The following is a 20,073-nucleotide window of genomic DNA, read 5'->3' as shown; positions in this document are numbered from 1 at the left end:
TCCATGCATGCCGGGTGCGTACTATTCCAAGACTTGTAGTGTCAGTCTCGGTACTGCCGTGGAGCACTGAGTACCGGATAAGCCGCGCGCCTCAGTACCTTGATCCGCCGTCGTTACCGGGGGTGTCGCAACTCGCGGCGAGGCCATGGAAAGCCAGCCCGGCCAGAAAGTTCCTGACTTGCTGGGCCACGGAAGGTTCATCTGCTCCCGAGTAGGCGCTTGCCAGCTCCATGAGAATGTCGGTTTCAGTACGTGTTCCGTCAATGAGTTCCCAAATCGCGGCCGCCGACCCCTGAAGGACGAGGGGGAAACCGAGTTCCACATTCAGCACCACCACGCGCTCTTCACCCAAGGCCGGAACTTCAGCCACGGCTTCTGCCCTGTGCCAGAACTGATTTACGTCATGGCATCCGTGGTGCTGCTGGGATTGTTCTCCGTATTCACCCCCCAATTTGTCCGTAGTTGGTGAGGGCCCCCCGCGGCCTTTGAGCATTTGCTGTACGGGCGAAGGCGCCTGACCTGCGGTAGAGCTGGCCAAGCTCTGGTAAACGTCTTCAAGCTGACTGGTGACCGCGTACATGGAGAATCGTTCCCTGGCCAGTCCGACGGCGGCTGCGGCCGCCGATGCTCTTAGCCCCGGCTCTTCGACAAAGCGGCGCATGGCTGCGGAGAGTGCCTCGACGCTTGAGTCCGAGACGATCCCCGCCCCTGACTCAGCAATGAACGGGGCGAGCCCGCAGCTGTCTGTCACGATGACGGGGACACCCACGGACATGGCTTCAAGGACGCTCATGGGAAACGGCTCGTTGACGGAGGGCAGCACATACACGGATGCTTTCCGCATACGGTCAAGCGTGCTGCCGGGCTGCAGCGGCCCTTCAATCCGGATCCAGTCTGAGGTCCCGGTATCCAGAATTTGTTGCCGCACTTTGGACTCTTCGCCTTCGTCCGGCCCCACTAAAGCCACTTCTATTTGCTTGTCAATGGTCTTGGCCAGCATGGCGGCCGCATCGACCAGCACCGTGGGCCGTTTTCGACTATGCAGCCGGGCCAGGTAGAGAAATTGAAAGGAACTATTCGCTGTATTCACTACGACCCACCGTTCATCGCGACGTCGGCCTGAGGCACTCCGTTGACGAGCCGTTCGAGGGTTTGGTGACCGTCACCTAGAAGTTCTCCCAAGGATTTCTGTTCCTCGGGCGTCAGCCAAAAGCACCGTTGGCTGGCGCGCAGCACACGAAGGGTAAGCAGCCGGTCCAGGATCTTCGCCAGCTTCTTGTCGGATTCGTCGATCATGCCGTGTGTTTGGACCACGAAGGGTGTTCGCCGGATCAGGCAGAGGAGGGCAGCCGGAAGCATCACCAAGTCACGTGCCAGGTGAAGATGGACAACATCTGCACCTTTGAGTGCCCACCATAGGGACGGCAGCATTGTCGGTGCGCAGAGCCCGGCGAACCCGGTGCGGGGGACAATCTGGAGGGCCTTGAAAAGTCGGGTCCTTACGCCTGGACCAAAGTACGAAGGGTCCACATGCCCGCGTGCACCAGCGAATACCTGCACCTGATGACCCCGTTTGGAAAGCTCTGCCGACTGGTTTTGAGCCACCCGAACGGGCCCGCCGTATGCTCCGTCCGGACTGACCAGCGTTACTACCTGCACAATTTTCATGGGGTGTGACTCCTGCCCCTACCGGACACCAACAACGTTCGCTTGATCGCCGCGAAGTACCGGTCAACCATGACGCTCTCCCGATGTCGGTCCGCATGGGATATGGCGTCTCGCCGCCGCGCGGCAACGTCCTCCGGATTGCTGAGCAGTGCCCTCAGGTGACCGCTTAACGACGTCGGGTCCAAGGGCGTGAAGCCTATGGCTTGCTGACCGGCGGCATCAGGCAGTCCGCCATGATCCGCATAAACCACCACGCACCCGGCGGCGGCCGCCTCCAGAGCCACGGTTCCGAAAGGCTCGGGCATCCGACTCGGTATAACGACGATGGAATTCTGGTTCAGAATCCGGTTGGCCTCCTCCGGACCCTTGGAGCCAAGGAACTTTACTGCCTTGCCCAAACCGCTCTCTTCGGCGAGGGTCTCCAGTCGTTCACGTTCGGTACCATCACCCACGATTGTCAGTGTGAAGCCGTCGTTCTCGCCTACCAGATCAGCTGCTGCCTGGATGAGGAGGTCCACGCCTTTGTCTTGGCTGAGCCGGCCTAAATACACAATGCCCAACGGAGCGCGCACTTCGCCGTCGAGGACGTTGAAGAACTCATCCCGGTAGCTGTTAGGGATCACTTCAACATCACCTTTGATGTGATCCGCCAAAACCTTACTGTTTGCCACAAGGACATCGGCCCGCTCAATAATTTTGTACTTAGCTGAATACTTCAGCCGCTGAAGGCGGGACAGTTCCTGCCCCGGCATGGTCACCCACATCCTGAGGGTGACCATCCAGGGCTTGCGGATGAGTACCAGAGGCCACCACAGCGATATTGCCGGGTTGTTATGGAATACGACGTCGGCCCTGTTCACCAGCGCTAACAGTCGCCATGGTTTTGGCTTCCGGATGACTTCGTAAGGGAATGTCTTCGTCGGGTGCGCTTCTGGTGTGTTGGTGATGACTGTTACGTCGGCACCATGACGCATGAATCCACGGGCCAGAATGTCGGAAGTAATTTCAACTCCGCCGACACTCGGGTGGAACACGTGGGCCACCACTGCGATTTTCAGTGCTCGTTCGGTCTTGAGCTTAGTGACCACGAACACCACTTCCAATCTGTTGAAAGAATTGCGCTGTCCCGTCGCGAAAAGGCCCCCATCCGGAGGCTCTGGCTATCTCCAGGGCTTTGGCACTCCGCGCTTCAACCAGCCCGGGATCGTCCAGAAAACGGTGAAGTTCAGTAGCAATCTGTTCAGGTGCGAAGCGATCCACTATGGCGCCCGCTCCTAGGGCCACGAGGTCGTCAACACCGCTGCCGGCCGTGACCACCGCGGGCAGACCCTGACTGAGTCCTTCCAAAGCGGCAAGCGAACGACCCTCAACAAGACTCGGTAGCAACAGCACGTGGTGCTTGCGCATTTCCAGGAGAATTTCGCTCCTTGGCATCGTCCCGCGGTAATCCACCGTGCGGAGCATGTCTTCAAGGGCTGGAAAAGTCTCGCCGGGAAGTTGGCCAATGGCCGTGACGTGGACGGCGGAAGAGAGGGCCTTGGCCGCTGACACAACGTCAGCGATCCCTTTCATGCCTACGATGCGGCCCACAAACAAGACCTTTAGCGGACCGCGCCCGTCCCACCTCAAGGGCTTTTGCCCGGGATGGACATCAGGACAGCCATAGGGAATCTCAGTGATGTGGCTGTCAATGCCGGCCGCGCGAAGGCTCTCAGTGACCTGTGCCGACGGTGAGATCAGCCGGGTTGCCAACGCTAGCTCAAGGTCTTCCATGGCATGGACCTTGCTTCTGGATAAGTCCTGACGCGCCGTAACGGCCCATCCCGGTGCGCGGCTTTGAAGCTGACCTGCCCAGCTTCTGGTGGTAGCCCAGTGAACGTGAGGAACTTCCAGAATCGTTTCCATGCCGCGTTCCCTGGCCGCCCCGAACACTCTTGAAGCGAAGGTCGAGTATCCGTAGACGGCCGCAGGCTGATTCAGCCGGCTGAGGGCCTTGATCGCCTTGTTCTCCACCTGCCGTGCGACCCAGTGCGCGGAGAGCGGACCTGATCCTGAGCCAAGCCGTCTCAACGCCGCGGGCTGTGCGCGCAGGAGAAGGTTGCGAACAAGTTCACTGGCCGGTGTGACGTGCAGCTGCTGGCTTCCGATCATGGGAAAAAGCCGGCGTTCAACCAATGACTTTGCGGGCCGGAGCCATGACAAGGCCTCCGACTCTGTCCAGCCGATGGAGGTGATGAAGGCAGATAGTTGACGGTGCTCGCTGAGCGCGGTCAGGGTTTGACGGACATTCTCGTTACCGAAGGGGTGCACAAGGACCGTTTCCACATCGGTGGCGGAAGCGTGCTGCGTGGACTCACTCATGGCGCGTTGACGATGTCGGCGGCGATGGTGGCTATGTCATGGGGCCTGAAGACAGCAGCAATTTGCAGGTCGTTGCGGCCGCCTTCTACGTTCTCGCTGTGCAAGGCCTCTCTTTGCGAACGAGGATACATGGTGAGGTGTTGCCCCGCGGCGGCCACCACCCGCCGTCGATATCCATTGCGGATGGCCAGGGCGTTGAGCCAGATATCGTCGGCACGTGGAGCCACTTCCCGGAAAGCAGTCCCAGCCTCACGTATGGCTGACTGAAGCCTGGGAGGCAAGAGCGCGCCGGCCCCGCCCGTCAGGAAATTGGCGTGGCTGGTTGACCCGGTGGGTGCCGGGGCCCATGAGTTGTAGTCCTCCAGGGCGCATTGCGCCGCATCAGTCCTCATGCGGTGCGCACGATAGGCAGGAATTTCATGGGCATGCCCGGCGGCTCCAAGGAGGCCCTCAAGCCAACGCCGTGGGTACATTAGGTCATCGTCGGCTAAGACGAGGTCCATGCGGTCAGTGGTGAAATCACGACAATAGGGAAAGTACTTCTTGTGAGGTCCGAGGTCCTCGCAGGGAAGAATTTCCAACCCGCGGCGCTGAAGACTCCTGAGCATGGGGTACGTGGCTACCTCGAAATCCGGCTTGTCGACCCACAGAATCATCCGTGCCGGACGTACTGAACCCGCTGCGATGGACTCCAGGGCATGGGCAACGATCCCCAACCGGCGGCCATAGGAGGTCATGCTCACCACAACGTCCGCTGAACCCGTTATCTTGTGCCGGCTGAAACGGTTGCGAAGCCTGAGCATACTGATGAGCCCGGCCTTGTACGCAAGCCGGGGAACTCTCGGCAGGAGACTGTCCAAGGCAAGCTGTGGCCCTGGATTATGAGGAGACGGCATGTACGTTCTTCTTTCCTGTCAGGTGTTTGATCGTGGTGCGGACCAGTTGGAAATCCATCCGCCTGAGTCCGTAGAAGCCCCGCATTGCCATGCCGAAATGCGTCCGTAGCCAGACGATGTTCATGGTGCCGGCGACGACACTGCCGGCCAAAGTGGCCAACGCAGCTCCCATCGCACCGAGGGCGGGTACTGCCGCCAAGAGAGTGGCGGTGTTGAGCAGCGCCCCAATGACCATTCCGAAGCTGCGCAGCCCGGGCCGGCCACGAGCGCTCAGACCGGCGCCCGCGACGGAACCGGTGGTGCCCAAGGACACTGCCGCAAGAATTACCCAACACACCGGTACGGCGTCATTGAAAGCCGTACCGAAAAACGTGGGGATGGCCCAAGGAAGGACCAGGCCGATTGCGACGGCCGCCAACCCAGTGGCTGCCGCCGTCAAGCGTGAAGTCTGTTGCAGACGCTCTCCGTCGTCGCGCTGGTGGGAGTCCTCCGCGTCGGAGGAAAAGACGACGTTTCGCACCGCTCCGGAGAGCAGGGCGGGGATCTCACCCAAACTGACCGCCACCGAGTAAAGTCCGAGCTGTGCAGCGTTCCCGAACGGAACCATCAGAAGCTGGTCGAGGCGCAAAAGAACCACACCTGCCAGGGAGCCCACCCACAGACGACTTCCATAGTTGAACAGCCGCACCCTTGCAGCGGTGGCATTTCTCCACCCGCGCCGATACATGATGAGGAACGGCAGAGTCACCAGGCCCTTCAATAGGGGGAAGCCCAGCATCACTATCGTCGCTGCCTGCGGGGTCAAAAGATGTGCTGCTGCCAGGGCGGACAGCGCAACAAGCCGGAGGACCGACAGGGCCAGATCAATCCTTGCCGATAGCCTCCATGCGTGGTTCCCGGCCAGGACACTGTTCGGTATTGAGGCCCAGAAGGTGGGAACGGTCAGGATCGCCGTAAGGAAGATGAGCTGCTCAATCTCCAGGTTTCCATCGGAGAGGAGAGATGCGCTTAGCGCCACAAGGGCCGCTGCTGCCAGCCCTAAGAGTGTGAGAATCCAAAAGGCCCGTCTAACTGCCCTTCGGGCGCCCCGCGCCTGCTTGGCAACATAGAAAGTGAGCGCCTCTGGAATGCCAAGTGCGCCGATTGCCACCGCGAACAGCATGGGAGCCATTCCGGCAGCTAGCTCTCCCCGGCCGGCAACACCGAGGGATTGGGCCAGAATTGGAGCCGTAGCCAGCGACATCAGTGGGGTAATTGCCGAGCCGGCTACCGCATGGAATATCCGGCTTCCATGGCTATCCGTTTGGGTAGCATCCACACTCGACAGAGGGCGTATTCGAATCCTCATCAAGCGGGTACCCGCGTTACTGGAAAACCCGATGATCCACCCGTTGGCCGCAACTCATGAGATGAAGCCCGATGGATGCCGTCCACTGCCGGCAAGGTGCGGGTGGAACGGTAGCTCGCCATGGCGAGCACGAACCAGAAAAGGTGAATGTCGATCGAGTTGCCACCGATTGAGCTGTAGCCGTTGATGGCCACGATGATCAAGGCTGCCGCCGCGGCGCCCGGCCAACTCCCACGGTCCTTGATGTCGATCTGAGCAAAAAGTAGGCAAATCATGAAAATGAAGAACGCTACTGCAGCAAGAGTTCCGAACATGAGAGCCATGATGAAGTAGCCGTTCTCAAGGCTGGAGCCCAGGGTGCCCACGCCCTTGAGGTCCCTAGCTCCCGGGTAACCGCCAGCAAAAAAGTCCGCCGTATGTTCCCAAAACCAGTCGAACGCGGCCACTCTTAGGGCGGCCGAGCCGTTGTCGTCCTCGAACTTTCGCAGGAGCTTCTCGCCGGCCACCCCCTGGACGCTGACCAGAAGGGCTATGAGGACCACAGCGGCGAAGAGAATGCTTCGGATGACTTTTCGTCCCCCGATGATCACCAGGAAGACGAATCCGGCCACCGTAAGAATGAGGCCCATGCGACCGTAGGCTAGCGGCACAGTCACGAGGAGGACCGCCGCCAACGCAAAGCGCAGCAGCATTGACTTGATCAAGGCAAGGAGCGGCATAGTGGCAGCAAAAAGGACACCAACCTGGATGCCGTGGCCAAAGGTTCCAATAGCGGCGCCAAGCTCGGAGGTCGTCCCGCTCAGCCAGATCCTGGAGAAGTCGCTTTCCCACACCACGGGCCTGCCTGTGGCCACTTGGGCCTGCGAGAGCACGGCTTCCGCCAGTGCCAGTAGCGCAAACGTCAGAAGAAAGGCCTTGCCTGCCCTTGGCGATGAGCGGATCGAATATCGCATAAACACGAAGACGTAATACGGTGCCACCACGATGCCAAGGACGAACATCGCTGTATCCAGCAATCCCGCGCTTCCGGGGTTTCCGACGTCGGTCATCATGACCGCCGCCATGCCACCGATGGTTGCTTGGGGCAAAACCCCTGCAGAACGGATCACCCGCCCAAAGACGCTTGGGGTGAATGCCAACTGGACGAGGATAAAGCAGAGGAAGAGGTACGTCGAAGGGTGCAACCCGGGCATGACTTCGTTTTGAACCACCCCCGGAACCAGGATTCTCGCCACGATCACGGCAACCAGCACGATGTGCATGCGACGCACAAAAACGACGCTGAAAACCAGACCGAAACCCAACCAGACGATCAGCGCAGTCAATGCGGCGCTCCGTCTGCCTTGGCTTTCACGGCGGGCCATGCAGTGCCCGTCGGTGCCAGCAGGCGTGTCCCGGGCTGTAGGTTCTTCACTACCAATGCGCCGGCTCCCACCAGGCACGAAGCGCCGATTTCCACGCCGCGCAGCACTGTTGCGCGGGCTCCTATCCAGCTGCCGTCACCAACCACAATCGGAGCGTTATCGAACTCAAAAGTTGGGGAGTCGTACGAATGGCTGCCGGTGCAAATGAAGACATTTTGCGAGATGCAGCAATCGGAACCAATGGTGACAGGCTCAAGATTGAGGATCCAGGCATCGACTCCGATCCACACGTTGTCACCGATTTTCAGCTTCCACGGCCAATGGATTTTGACTCCATGGCGGACTTTTACACCTCGCCCGACGGAGGCACCAAAAGCCCTGAGGATTCGAACCCGCAATGATGACGGGCACCACCAGGTGCTGAAGACAAGATTTTGAACGGCGAACCAGGCCGCTTGCCAGAGTAGTCCGCGGCCTTTGTGGTAGCCGGCCCCGGTGAACCCGGCCAGATCCATGCGGCTCATCCTTGGTGGAGTTCCAAGGCATAGGCGTGGCCTGCGGTTGATACTGAACATGCCAGCGGCCTCGTCGTGGTGTCCATTTGTCCTCGGCATTCTGTCATTCGGATACCCCTTGATTCTTGCCAGAACGCACACCCCCTAGAGCCGGATGGCCTCACTTTCTCAGTAGTGCGTCGTGCCGCTTATCCACGGTGCAGGGGCAACCAGTCACAGGATGCTGCGCTGTCACCATCCGGTTCCGCTCTCTTGCTTTCCGGGTCCTCCGTGGTGGTGTGTGGCTATTCCGTGTTGGCGCAAAGTCCATCTGCGTATCGGGCAAGGACAGGTCAAAGCGGAGCGAAAACCAGCGTCTTCTTCCTCTACACGCAGATGCTTTCCGCTGCCACACCTAATACGGGGAGGACCTCCACGGAGGGTTCGGGTTCTCTAGCTTTCTGCTATCCCCGCGGCAGGCCCCGCCACTGAGAATGGGCGCCCATTGGGGTCTAAGGGGCGCAAACCCCCTTCCACAATCGAGGGGTACCCGATTGAAAGAATGCTGAGGACAAATGGACACCACGACGAGGGCGCCGGCATGTTCACCATCGCTTATTAGCCACGTCCATGCCGTGCAACACCAACCGGTGACTCAAAGCCCGGTTATTCACACTGGCCTGGATATCCCGGCTGAGCCCCAACCCAAGGCCTACGGAAAGGGACGACGCATCGCTTTGATTGCGGGCATCGTCATGGGGCATCTTGTGACCATCTTCGGGCCGTTGCTGCTTGGCCGATGGCCCGTGGCACCCCTGTGACGCGCACATTTGCTCGGCAATGGACATCCGTTCCGGCAATGACTTTCTGCCCGAGCGGGGAGGGCTCATGAAAGCGCTGATTGTGGGTCTGAACTATGCCCCGGAACCCAGCGGAAACGCTCCGTACACCACCAAACTCTCCCAAGGGCTGGCGAGGAGAGGGGTGTCCGTCAAAGTGCTGACAGGTTACCCCCACTACCCCGAATGGAAGATCGCCGACGGCTATACCGGCCTCTCCATGGAAGAGAATTTGGCCGGCGTGCCTGTTAAGCGACTACGGTCCAGCGTCCCAAGACGACCCAACGGACTGAGCCGTCTCCTCATGGAGATTACGTTCGGAGTCCGCACCGTGTTTGAGCGTTGGGACCGCCCGGATGTGGTCCTCGTAGTCAGCCCTGCCCTTTTCTCCGCGGCTTTCGCTATTGTTCGGGCACGCATTTTTCGTGTCCCGGTTGGCATCTGGGTCCAGGACCTCTACAGCAAGGGCATGGAAGAAACGGGCGATTCGCGTTCCCCGCTGGCTTCCATCATGAAGCGCCTCGAAGCCGCGATCTTCAGCTCCGCGGACGGAGTCAGTGTGATTCACGAACGTTTCCGCGATCACGTCGTCAATGACCTGAGGGTGCCCGCCCACCGTGTCCGCGTCATTCGAAACTGGACGCACGTACAACACCACCATTCTTTTGACAGAACGGCCGCCCGCAAACGATTTGGCTGGGCGGCAACGGATTTCGTAGCACTCCACGCGGGCAATATGGGGGTCAAGCAGGGGTTGGAGAACGTCATTGATACCGCGCGCCTGGCTGGACGTAGCGGAAGCGATGTTCGTTTCGTCTTGCTGGGCAACGGTAACCAGCGGCGAACCCTCGAATCCAAAGGTGTGGGCATCGACAGGCTGCAGTTCCTGGAGCCGCTTCCGGACCGCGACTACTCCGAGGCGCTCCGATCCGCCGACGTCCTGCTGGTCAACGAGCGCCCGGGTGTCAAAGAGATGTCAGTGCCGAGCAAGCTGACGAGTTACTTCGTGACCGGTCTTCCGATTATTGCCGCCACTGAAGCAGGCAGCGCAACAGCCCACGAGTTATTGGCCGCAGGGGCCGGGATCCGGGCTGAGTGCGGATCACCCGGAGACCTGGTGGCAGCCATCGAGCGTCTCCGCAAGGACCCTGAAACCGCCAAAGACTTCGGTGCTGCAGGCCGGCAGTACAGCGACAGGGTTCTTACCGAAGAGGTGGCAGTGGAGAGCTACGTCGAGTGGTTGAGCGATCTGGCGTCGCGAAAGCGACTGCGCTGACACGGGATTTACCTCATTTATCTGTACGAAGAGAAGGAAAGACCTTGGCCAAGAAAGCGCTAATAACAGGAATTACGGGGCAGGACGGCTCTTATCTCGCCGAACTCCTGCTCTCTAAAGGCTATGAGGTGCACGGATTGATCCGCCGCTCTTCAACCTTTAATACGTCCCGGATCGACCACCTTTACGTGGATCCGCATAACAGCAAAGCACGCCTCTTCCTCCATTACGGTGACCTTTCCGATGGCGCCCGGCTGGTGACTTTACTGGCTGATATCCGTCCTGACGAGGTCTATAACCTGGGCGCCCAGTCCCATGTGCGGGTTTCTTTCGACGAACCGGAGCACACCGGCAACACCACTGGAATTGGTACAACCCGGCTTCTGGAGGCCGTGCGCATGGCCGGAATCGAAACCCGCTTCTACCAGGCATCCTCGTCCGAGATGTTCGGCGCTACCCCGCCGCCGCAGGACGAGGCCACTCCTTTTTATCCGCGTTCTCCTTATGGCGCGGCCAAGGTTTACAGCTACTGGATGACGAAGAACTACCGGGAAGCTTATGGGATGTTTGCCGTCAACGGCATCCTGTTCAACCATGAATCACCACGCCGTGGAGAGACATTCGTTACGCGCAAAATTACGCGTGCCGTGGCAGCCATCAAGGCAGGTAAACAGTCCGAGTTGTACATGGGCAACCTTCAAGCTGTTCGCGACTGGGGGTACGCCGCGGAGTACGTCGAGGGCATGTGGCGCATGCTTCAGGTAGACGAGCCCGATGACTATGTGCTGGCCACCAATGAGGGCTATACGGTCAAGGACTTTCTTGAGACCGCGTTTGAACATGCTGGTTTGAAATGGGAAGACTACGTTCGCTTTGATGAGCGTTACCTTCGTCCTACAGAGGTTGAAGCACTCATTGGCGACTACTCCAAAGCCAAGGAAAAGTTGGATTGGGAACCGACTGTCAGGACGCCGGAGCTGGCCCGCCTCATGGTGGACGCCGACATTGAAGCTTTGCAGCACGGAGGAAACCCGTGGATCGATGCCGTGGATCTGCAGTCCTGGAAGGCACTCGCCCGATGACGGCCTTTACCCCCGGACGGCTTGATCGATCCTCCCCTTTCTATGTTGCAGGGCATGGAGGCTTGGTGGGATCCGCCCTGTGGCGGAAACTTTCGGCTGAAGGCTTCACGAAGAGGATCGGGCGGACGTCCAAGGAACTGGACCTCAAGGACCGCACTGCCGTATTCGCGTTCTTTGAAAAGGAGAGGCCACGATACGTGGCCTTAGCGGCAGCCAAAGTTGGCGGCATCCTTGCGAACAAGACGTACCCGGTGGATTTCCTCACTGAGAACATTCGGATTCAAGTAAATGTCATGGATGCAGCCCTGGAATATGGGGTGGAACGGCTGCTGTTCTTGGGGTCATCCTGCATCTACCCCAAGCTGGCACCCCAGCCCCTCAAGGAAGAGTACCTACTAACAGGGCCGTTGGAGGAAACCAACGAAGCCTACGCCATAGCCAAAATCTCCGGAATAATGCACGTCCAAGCTGTACGTCGGCAGTACGGTCTACCGTGGATTTCGGCCATGCCCACCAACCTGTACGGTCCTGGAGACAACTTTTCGCCACATGGTTCCCATGTCTTACCGGCCCTTATTCGTCGGATGGACGAGGCCCGGGCTCGGGGCGATGAGTCGGTGACAAACTGGGGAACGGGCGAACCGCGCCGCGAATTTCTTCACGTCGACGATTTGGCTGCTGCCTGCCTGCACCTGCTGGAAAACTACGACGGTCCGGAACACGTCAACGTCGGTGTCGGGGCGGACCTGACCATCAAGGAGCTCGCCGGCTTGGTTGCCGCCGTCGTCGGTTATGAGGGCGCCCTTGAATGGGACGCGACGAAACCCGACGGCACGCCCCGCAAGCTGATGGACGTGGAGAAGCTGGAGGCGCTCGGATGGACCGCGGGCATTTCCTTGAAGGATGGGCTCGAGTCCACCTACGCCTGGTTCAACGAGAACCGAAACGGCCTCAGGGACTAGCTTGTGAAGCCGCTTCACGTTCTGCTCGCGGCTATGAGCCCGCCAACCTCGGCAGCACCAGCACCGGTGGAAGTTCTCAGGATCACTGAGTCGATCCTGCTCTCTGCCGCAGTGGTTTCCCATGTCGCGGCGGAATGCAACATCCGGGTGCTGCTCATCAAGGGTCCAGCAGCAACCATGGTGGGGGCACGTCCCGTAAGACCATCCCTGGACTTGGACATTCTGCTCCATCGCTCGGACCTGAAGGCTCTGCTAAAGGCACTTGAGCAACAGGGGTGGGCGGCCAGAATCCCTGAAGTCTCCGAGGCGTTCCCTGATCACTCGACGACGCTCATCAACCCAGGGTGGCCCTCCGACATCGACGTCCACTGGAGGTTCCCCGGGTTTTACGAGGATGAGTCTGAGGTTTTCGAACACCTTTGGGCTGCCAGGCAAAGCATCGAGCTGGGTGGTCGTCCCGCTTGGACGCTTTCGCGCAACGATGCCCTCCTGGTAACCCTCCTGCACGCCTTGCGAAGTCCGGCAAAGGGGGTCCTCCACGACGACGTCGCATTCTGCCTCCAGGAGATAAGGCAGTCCCCGCAGGAGCACTATGACAGGGCACTGGAACTCGGGGCAATAGGACCTCTGGGACCGTTGTTTGCGGAGTTGCCGGAAACGCGGGCCTTTGACCTTGGTGAGCCGCCCTTTGATTGGGTACTTCGGACGACGGCGCAAAGGTCTGCCACTCTCCGTCTCTTCCACCTCATGGAGATTCCGTGGTCCAGGAAGCCGGCAGCGCTGTGGCAGGCCTTGGTTCCCTCCCGGGAGTCCATTAGCTGGCATGACCTGGACCTTCGCGACATGAACCATTGGCAGCAAACCTCGTTCAGGTTTCGCCGACTATGGCGGAGTTTGACCGAGGGCGTCCAGACCCTGCGGGAAGTCCGCGAAATCCGCGCCCGCATCCAGAAATAGGCGGGGCCCCACCGCGCGGCCGCCCCCACAGTTTTTGATCATCTTTGTCACTCTGAAAAGCGAGAACTCATGCGAATCACCGTCATAGGCACCGGATATCTGGGTGCCACCCATGCCGCCTGTATGGCCGAACTTGGCTTTGAGGTGCTTGGTCTCGATATTGACCCCGCAAGGGTCGCGTCGCTTTCAGAGGGACTGTTGCCGTTCCATGAACCCGGCCTGCCCGAACTTCTTCGGAAGCATGTGAAGAGCGGACGCCTTCGCTTCACCACTTCTTATCAGGAAGTAGGAGCGTGGGGCGATGTTCACTTCATTGGCGTGGGAACTCCCCAGCGCCCCGGAGAAGGTGCTGCCGACATGTCATTCGTGGATGCGGCAACCATCTCCCTCGCCCGAAACATCACCAGGGACGCCCTTATTGTGGGAAAGTCGACAGTTCCGGTGGGAACCACGAGGCGGCTGAAGACCCTTGTTCGTGACAACAAACGCCCCGGCGTCACAGTGAACGTTGCGTGGAATCCGGAATTCCTCAGGGAAGGCTTCGCAGTAGTAGATACTTTGACCCCGGACAGGCTGGTTATTGGTGTGGAATCGCCTGAGGACGAGTCAGTGTTGCGGCAGGTTTATGCGACCGCCCTCGGGGAAGGCGTGCCCTTGATCAGCACCGACTTTGAGACTGCAGAGCTGGTCAAGGTAGCTGCAAATGCTTTCCTCGCTACAAAAATATCCTTCATCAATGCCTTCTCTGAGGTAACAGAGGTCATTGGGGGAGATATTCGAACGCTTGCGGATGCCATTGGCCTCGACGCGCGTATCGGGCGGCGCTTCCTCAACGCCGGCATTGGGTTCGGTGGCGGATGCTTGCCTAAGGACATACGCGCACTTCAGGCACGCGCAGCTGAACTCGGCTTGGATCGAAGCATGCGATTCCTCGACGAGATGGACGGCATCAATTTGAGGCGTCGAGAGCGCGCTGTTGAGTTGGCCCGCGTGATGCTCGGTTCGATTCCCCACAGCAGGATCGCCATCCTTGGTGTTGCGTTCAAGCCCAACAGCGACGACGTCCGGGACTCACCGGCCCTGGACATCGCCAATAGGCTCTTCGACGAGGGTGCGGAGGTATCGATCTATGACCCGGCAGGCAACCTCAACGCCTCCCGGCGATCGCCTCAGCATAATTACGTACCCTCCACAGAAGATGCCGTCAGGAACGCAGATCTTATCCTTCTTCTTACCGAGTGGGACGAGTTCAAAGCCCTGACGCCGGAGGTTCTTTCCGCGCAAACGGGGACACGGAAGATCATTGACGGACGGAACATACTCAAGGTCCGGGAATGGGAAGATTCCGGCTGGTCGCTTGGTTCGCTCGGTCGCCGCTACGAGGCGAACATGGCGACAGAAGACCAACCAAAGCCGCAACTCCACATGAGTTCCGGCCCCTCCGCTTAGAGGCGGCTCTCAATCGATTGCCTCGACGGTGCCGCCGGCCGCACGGTAGCGCGGTACCGTCGGGCTACTGCTGCGCGGCTGGCCTGCGGGGGGATTCCGAGTTTTCGTCGAACCGAGGCCAGTTGGTTACGGAGGGTCGAGTCGGCAATTCCCAGTCGCTTCGCTACTTCAATCCGCGGCAGTTCCTCATCAGTGAGGAAGTAAGCATCGGCCGCCACTTCCTCAGCAGTCGTTAGGGGGACGTGATTTCGGCCGGTGGTGGGATCAAACGGCAAATGTGTTCCGTCGGCGGCGATGCTCCTGACCGCGGCAAGCAGGACGGGCAGCGTGGCTGTTTCCGGTACGTAGCCCCGTACGCCGAGATCCATCAGGCGTAGGACGCGCGAGCTGTGGAGCAGACCGCCGTAGACAAGCACCCTGTAGCTGTCATGGACCAGGTCCACCACATCGGCTTCAAGCTCCGGTAACGTCCCATCAACCACGGCCACGCGACCAGAAGAGACGGCGGGCAACGAGTTAGTGGCCCAATGGATCAGCGCCGTGAACTGCCGGTGCGTACTGACAACAAGTATCTGGGGCAACTCCGTGACTCCTGTCTTGTGGGTCAAGTGAAATAGTGGGGCGCTGAGGAAGACTCCGGGCCGAAGCCTCAGGCTTGGGAGGCCTCACTGGAGCCCGATGTCAAGGGCTTGGGTGCATTCCGAATGAGATCTGCCAGTTGTTTTCGAGTGGTGGTATCGGTCTTCCGCAGAGCGTTGGAAATGTGGCTCTCCACAGTCCGGATGCTGATGCCGAATTGCTCCGCGATGTCCTGATTGCTCTGCTGCCCGGCGACGAGGGCAACTTCGATCTCCCTCATGGTCAGGGAAGAGCCGGGAGGCTCGGACCTGAAATCAAACAAGGTCCCCACCACACCGAAACGGGCAACGAAATCCTTTGCTGCCCTTCTGATCTGGCTGGCAATAGCAGGCTCCCCGCTGAGTTGGCACCTCTGCTCTGCTCCGCGAAGAAGCATGGACACTTGAAACGTGTCTCCGTCCAAGACGTAGGTGTCCAGTAAATGGCGTAGTCGTGGTAGATCCATCGCTATGGCGGCATCCGCAATGGTTAGGAGCTGGTGGTGTGCTGTCATGGAGCGGTCCTCCAGAATTTTTTGGAGGAGACCCCGGACTCGCGGGCCCGGGAGCAGTCCCAGCGCGAAAAGCCCCGTGTGCATGGCTTCGTAGACATAACCACGGGCAAGTGACTTTTCGATGATGCGGCTGGCTCGCTCGTCGAAGGCTTTGGCGCTCGCGGGGCGGCTTGCGGCGAGGTCGTGCAAACCCGTGCCGAAACCAGGTAGCGCACCAATATCCACTGCGTTGGATCCCGCCGACATCCCCAAGGAAGTCGCTGGCACCGCGTCCCGAAGTGAGGAGAGGCGCAGCATGGCCACGTGCAACGGCTCCACGATAAACCCAGGCTTGCCCAAGGAAAAGGCGCGCCCCATGAGATATTCGGCTTCGTCAAACAGACCGTGATGAAGAAGGGAAAGCGCTGCGATGTAACTCTGGCTGACGAAGGCTAACTGATCGACATTCTGCAAAGCCCTTTCCCGACACTCGAGAGCCATGACGAGGGCCGATTCTTCGCGGCCGCTGGAGAGCATTGCCATACCGCGGATAAATGACTCGAAAGGCTGGCAGCCATGTGCTCCCTCGGCGGAGTCCATAGCGCTCTGCGCCCTCTGTGGGTTGAGCTCATAGAGCTCCAGCATTCCCTTGATTATGGGGAGAATGTCGCTTTGTGGTCCGCGCCCGGGGGGATCACCTATAACCTCGTCCCGATCGCCGGGGATGCCGCTCTGTGATGCGTGAAGGAGTGCGATGACCCCTTCGGCTTCATGCCGCAGGCCCGGTTCTTTGGAAGACAGAGCCTGCATTGTCCCGATTGCGCCGGGCAGGTTCCTCTCGTGTGAGAACTGCCACCAAGCCAAAGACATACTGAACAAAAAGAGCTCTGGTAATTCACCGCCGTCGGAGTCGGTTTGGAGCAAAACTTCCTGGATTCGATGCGGGTTGGCAGGCGCTCCCCAATAGAATTTGAGGATCGCGACAGCATTGGCCAGGCTGCGATCACGTTGCCAGTTTTGGTAGCACAACTCTTCAAAGGCGTCGCGCCGCTGCTGGAAGTATCGCGTGGCGGCCGCGTGGTTGCTGCCCATTTCTCCGCGCACCTTGGAAATCGAAGCCGACAACAGGTCATCTGTGGCTGCCGGAGTGGGGAGATCGCCTGGCCCTGCAATGACGTGATCAGTGACTGCGCTCTGGAGAATTCTCCGCGAGCTTAGCGTGTGGGCACGAAGGTAGTCATCCACTATCGGCGGAAAGACAGCAGCAAGTAGGGTTTCTTCCGGACCTTGAATCACAGAGATCAACCCGTTGTATTCGAGGTTATCGAGGATGTCCTCACCCACAGTTGCCACCAATCGGTCAACAGGGCTGGGACCCAGAAGCGACAACTTGTTCAGAGCCCGGACTTCCTCCGGCCGCAGACCCTGGAGCAAGGCTTCCACGGTTCCGTTGAGATGTTCGTTCATCAGTTTGGGGCTGTTCATGCACCACTGACCGTCCTTAAGAATGATGCGCCCGCTGAGGGCCGAGGTCTGGAGGATGCGAACCGCCAACCGCAAATTGCCGCCGGATTTGGTCAGAACAGTCGCAACTACATTCACTTCCGCCGGATGCCCAAGGGTTTCGGTGATGAGTTTGCTGATTTGGTCGTATTCCAGAGGTGCCAGGGCGACGGTGGCTTCGGGAATGCTCCCCAAATAGCCGGAGGTTCTGGGCTGAAAGGGTCGATCATTCATGGTGGTAATCAGCGGGACATTGCTCCTTCTTCGCAGCACGTCCACTACTGCCAACGACTCGCGGTCCAGGTTCTCGAGATCGTCGATCGCTATCAGGTGCGCCCCGGACCTGGCCATCTGGACCGAGAGAAGGTCCACGATGCCGAGAATTCCGATTGTCCTGGAACGAAGATCCAAGCCCAGGGAAAGTACGCCGGCAAAAGGCACGGCAGCAAGCGCTGGAGCAGCGAACATGGTGTAAACAGTGGCGCCGTCTTCCTCCAGTTTCGCAACGACTCTCTTAAGGAGACTGGTTCGGCCACTGCCGGGTGCCCCGACGATTCTCACACCCAGACCTTTGGCAACGTAGTCCAGGACACATTTCATCTTCCGTGTATGCAACTGCTGACCCCTTATGGAGGCGGCTGTTCGACCACGTGACGCCGCCAAAAAGCCGTGCCTCTACTTGACAACTTCCAAGTGGGCCAAGGACTTGATTCGTGTCGAGGAACGGTTGGGGCCTTAGTACATTTGCACGGCAGTCATAGGCACGACGAAGGCGCCCCGGTACTTAGGCCTTGGCATTGGGGGAGAAGGAATGCCTGCCCTAGCTTCCAGCGCGGTCCTGCAGATGGTCCGGCAGCCGGTTTCCCGGGGCCCGGCCACGGATTTCCAGCAGTTCGCGGGCATGTGCATGCAACTTCTTGTCCTCGTCAGACACTGGTTCCCAGGCGGGGACGGGAACGGCCGTCCCCGTTTCGTCGCGCGCCACCATCACCGTGAGGCAATAGGTGGTGAGGTTCATGACCTTGGTTTTAGGGTCACCCGAGCGGACGTGAACCGCGATGTGCATACCCTTGGCGCCGGTGTAGACCAAGCGCGCCTCCACTTCTACGACGTGTCCGATCAGCAAGGGCCGGTAGAAGCGGACACCGCCGGAGAACACCGCCACGGTGTCCATGCCGCAGTAGCGGGAGGCGCACACGTAGGCGGCTTCGTCGATCCACTTCATCACGATGCCACCGTGGACCTTGCCGCCCCAGTTCACATCAGTGGGGGACGCCATGAACCGTAGGACGACGCGCTCGGCGGTCCCGGCGTCGGTATATTCCTGGGCGTTCATCGCGTTGACGATCTGTTCACGGACCTCAATGCGGGCCAGGGCGTGATCGCGCTGCTCGATCTCCGCAGCCGTTGACGGTTCATATTGCGGGACGGGAATCGGCTTGCCGTCCGGACCGACGGCAACGAAGATGACCATGCACTGGCTGTGCATGGTCTCCGGGCCGCCTTTGGGATCCCGTGAGCTGACAACGGTGTGAATGTGCATGGAGGAGCGCCCGGTGTAAACGATGGTGGAGGTTACTTCCACCATGTCGCCGCTGTTGACCGGATCCGTGAAGTGGATATTTCCCACGTAAGCCGTAACGCAATAGGCCTTGGCCCAGCCAACGGCTGCCGCGTACGCTGCTTTGTCCACCCACTCAAGGACGGTGCCGGCGTCGACGGACCCGCTGTGTCCGACGTCCATGGGAGCCGCGAGGAAGCGGAGGGTCACTGAGTTGGCGGCGTCATCGCTCATGGTGGCAGTTTACTGTCGCCAGGTTTCTGTTACGTGACGAAGTCCAAAGGCGGCGGTGTGCCTACCCGCGCTGGATGCCGAGGGTGGCGATGAGATCCTCATGGAGTTCGAACCAGACCCGGTGGAAGGAGTCGCGGTCGGTGGCCGTGAGCCACGCTGTGTCCTGGACAGCGAGCTTGAGTGCGCGCAACAGACGCTGGGAGTAGCCCTCAAAGCGAGGAAGCACGCCGGATAACTGCGCTTCGAGTGGACGCCACGACGCCAAGGCGCCTATCAGGACATCCATGGCCTCTTCACCGGGCGACGTTTGCAGTTGGACGGCGCTGCAGGCCTCCACGACGCCGGTGTTGATGTCCGCGAAATCGGCGTGGACAGCCATCACCGCGTCCCGTGCGCGCGCACGGTCCAGTTCCTCCGCCAGCAACCGCTCGTTTTCGCTTCTCCCGAGATTGGACAACGACCAACCGCTGACCCCAGCGAAAGTACTGTGCGAAACGAAGCCGTTCACCCCGGCGTCGATGAGCTGGAACTCCACCACCGCGGGGTCTTGCGAGAAGCGGGCCGCCACCGACTGTGTGTCAGCGAAACCAAGGAGGCGGACAGCGTGCAAGGTGAGGTGCGTCATTTTCCGTCCATCAGGCTGACTGTCCCCTGGGCTCCGTCGATGGCCAACGGTTCTCCATCGGCAAGCAGGTCCAGCGCATCCCGGACGCCCAGTACGGCAGGTATCCCAAACTCCCGGGCGACGATCGCAGCGTGTGACAACATTCCGCCGGTTTCCGTGACCACCGCTGATGCCATTCCGAAGAGAGGCGTCCAGGCGGGGTCGGTGGTGCGGCACACCAGAACATCGCCGGACTGGAAGCGGCCGAACTCGTCGGGACCGTGGATGAGCCGGGCAGCGCCGAGGGCTCTACCAGTGCTGGCGCCGACTCCGGTAAGAATGGTCATCATTTGGCTATTTCTAC

The 20,073-nt window shown here is 59.8% G+C and carries 19 protein-coding genes; 6 read left to right on the top strand and 13 right to left on the bottom strand.

Translation table 11 applies throughout. From position 1 onward, the window contains the following. Positions 1-91: 91 nt before the first annotated feature. The 8 genes from ACZ5J0_RS19545 to ACZ5J0_RS19510 all read right to left on the bottom strand — a co-directional run bounded on the left by ACZ5J0_RS19545 (position 92) and on the right by ACZ5J0_RS19510 (position 8,152). Positions 92-1,090, bottom strand: coding sequence for a PqqD family peptide modification chaperone (locus ACZ5J0_RS19545; RefSeq protein WP_142937361.1), 999 nt, complete (start codon positions 1,088-1,090; stop codon positions 92-94). After that, a complete protein-coding gene (locus ACZ5J0_RS19540) occupies positions 1,090-1,668 on the bottom strand; it encodes a glycosyltransferase (RefSeq protein ID WP_166841954.1) in 579 nt (192 codons plus the stop codon). The genes ACZ5J0_RS19545 and ACZ5J0_RS19540 overlap by 1 nt, the downstream gene beginning before the upstream one ends. Then, positions 1,665-2,756, bottom strand: coding sequence for a glycosyltransferase family 4 protein (locus tag ACZ5J0_RS19535; RefSeq protein WP_464093851.1), 1,092 nt, complete (start codon positions 2,754-2,756; stop codon positions 1,665-1,667). The genes ACZ5J0_RS19540 and ACZ5J0_RS19535 overlap by 4 nt, the downstream gene beginning before the upstream one ends. Then, on the bottom strand, positions 2,746-4,029 hold the full coding sequence (locus ACZ5J0_RS19530; RefSeq protein WP_464093850.1) for a glycosyltransferase family 4 protein: 1,284 nt from the start codon (positions 4,027-4,029) through the stop codon (positions 2,746-2,748). The genes ACZ5J0_RS19535 and ACZ5J0_RS19530 overlap by 11 nt, the downstream gene beginning before the upstream one ends. Then, positions 4,026-4,925, bottom strand: coding sequence for a hypothetical protein (locus ACZ5J0_RS19525; RefSeq protein WP_464093849.1), 900 nt, complete (start codon positions 4,923-4,925; stop codon positions 4,026-4,028). The genes ACZ5J0_RS19530 and ACZ5J0_RS19525 overlap by 4 nt, the downstream gene beginning before the upstream one ends. After that, positions 4,909-6,168, bottom strand: a complete 1,260-nt coding sequence (locus ACZ5J0_RS19520) for a lipopolysaccharide biosynthesis protein (RefSeq protein WP_166841952.1) — start codon at positions 6,166-6,168, stop codon at positions 4,909-4,911. Before ACZ5J0_RS19520 ends, ACZ5J0_RS19525 begins: the two co-directional genes overlap by 17 nt. Before the next feature lie 104 nt (positions 6,169-6,272). Beyond that, a complete protein-coding gene (locus ACZ5J0_RS19515; protein ID WP_464093848.1) occupies positions 6,273-7,598 on the bottom strand; it encodes a hypothetical protein in 1,326 nt (441 codons plus the stop codon). Continuing rightward, positions 7,595-8,152, bottom strand: a complete 558-nt coding sequence (locus ACZ5J0_RS19510) for a DapH/DapD/GlmU-related protein (RefSeq protein ID WP_464093847.1) — start codon at positions 8,150-8,152, stop codon at positions 7,595-7,597. Before ACZ5J0_RS19510 ends, ACZ5J0_RS19515 begins: the two co-directional genes overlap by 4 nt. 629 nt (positions 8,153-8,781) lie before the next feature. Between ACZ5J0_RS19510 and ACZ5J0_RS19505 the strand changes: the two genes are divergently transcribed. The 6 genes from ACZ5J0_RS19505 to ACZ5J0_RS19480 all read left to right on the top strand — a co-directional run bounded on the left by ACZ5J0_RS19505 (position 8,782) and on the right by ACZ5J0_RS19480 (position 14,696). Next, the gene (locus ACZ5J0_RS19505; RefSeq protein ID WP_160147622.1) at positions 8,782-8,952 is read left to right on the top strand and encodes a hypothetical protein; all 171 of its coding nucleotides are present in this window, start codon (positions 8,782-8,784) and stop codon (positions 8,950-8,952) included. 67 nt (positions 8,953-9,019) lie between these two features. After that, a complete protein-coding gene (locus ACZ5J0_RS19500) occupies positions 9,020-10,246 on the top strand; it encodes a glycosyltransferase family 4 protein (RefSeq protein WP_464093846.1) in 1,227 nt (408 codons plus the stop codon). Positions 10,247-10,290: 44 nt separating this feature from the next. Continuing rightward, the gene (gene gmd / locus ACZ5J0_RS19495; RefSeq protein ID WP_142937370.1) at positions 10,291-11,328 is read left to right on the top strand and encodes a GDP-mannose 4,6-dehydratase; all 1,038 of its coding nucleotides are present in this window, start codon (positions 10,291-10,293) and stop codon (positions 11,326-11,328) included. Continuing rightward, entirely contained in the window at positions 11,325-12,290 is a 966-nt protein-coding gene (locus ACZ5J0_RS19490; RefSeq protein WP_464093845.1) for a GDP-L-fucose synthase family protein, read from the top strand. Before gmd ends, ACZ5J0_RS19490 begins: the two co-directional genes overlap by 4 nt. 33 nt (positions 12,291-12,323) lie before the next feature. Continuing rightward, positions 12,324-13,247, top strand: coding sequence for a nucleotidyltransferase family protein (locus tag ACZ5J0_RS19485; protein ID WP_142937372.1), 924 nt, complete (start codon positions 12,324-12,326; stop codon positions 13,245-13,247). A 69-nt stretch (positions 13,248-13,316) separates the two neighbouring features. Then, positions 13,317-14,696 carry a UDP-glucose dehydrogenase family protein gene (locus tag ACZ5J0_RS19480; protein ID WP_166841947.1) on the top strand — a complete coding sequence of 460 codons (1,380 nt, stop codon included), beginning with the start codon at positions 13,317-13,319 and terminating at the stop codon, positions 14,694-14,696. Here ACZ5J0_RS19480 and ACZ5J0_RS19475 read toward each other — a convergent pair. From ACZ5J0_RS19475 to ACZ5J0_RS19455, 5 genes are all read right to left on the bottom strand, one after another. Then, the gene (locus tag ACZ5J0_RS19475; protein WP_142937374.1) at positions 14,693-15,277 is read right to left on the bottom strand and encodes a helix-turn-helix transcriptional regulator; all 585 of its coding nucleotides are present in this window, start codon (positions 15,275-15,277) and stop codon (positions 14,693-14,695) included. The genes ACZ5J0_RS19480 and ACZ5J0_RS19475 overlap by 4 nt on opposite strands. Before the next feature lie 68 nt (positions 15,278-15,345). After that, a complete protein-coding gene (locus tag ACZ5J0_RS19470) occupies positions 15,346-17,910 on the bottom strand; it encodes a LuxR C-terminal-related transcriptional regulator (protein ID WP_250820880.1) in 2,565 nt (854 codons plus the stop codon). A 220-nt stretch (positions 17,911-18,130) separates the two neighbouring features. Next, a complete protein-coding gene (locus tag ACZ5J0_RS19465; RefSeq protein ID WP_166841944.1) occupies positions 18,131-19,105 on the bottom strand; it encodes an acyl-CoA thioesterase in 975 nt (324 codons plus the stop codon). 61 nt (positions 19,106-19,166) lie between these two features. Further along, positions 19,167-19,730, bottom strand: coding sequence for a hypothetical protein (locus ACZ5J0_RS19460; protein ID WP_142937377.1), 564 nt, complete (start codon positions 19,728-19,730; stop codon positions 19,167-19,169). Continuing rightward, positions 19,727-20,059, bottom strand: coding sequence for a PEP-utilizing enzyme (locus ACZ5J0_RS19455; protein ID WP_142937378.1), 333 nt, complete (start codon positions 20,057-20,059; stop codon positions 19,727-19,729). The genes ACZ5J0_RS19460 and ACZ5J0_RS19455 overlap by 4 nt, the downstream gene beginning before the upstream one ends. Positions 20,060-20,073 lie beyond the last annotated feature (14 nt).

This window comes from Arthrobacter sp. DualSoilB13 (genome assembly GCF_055389195.1).
This window is presented reverse-complemented; position numbering and strand designations above follow the sequence as displayed.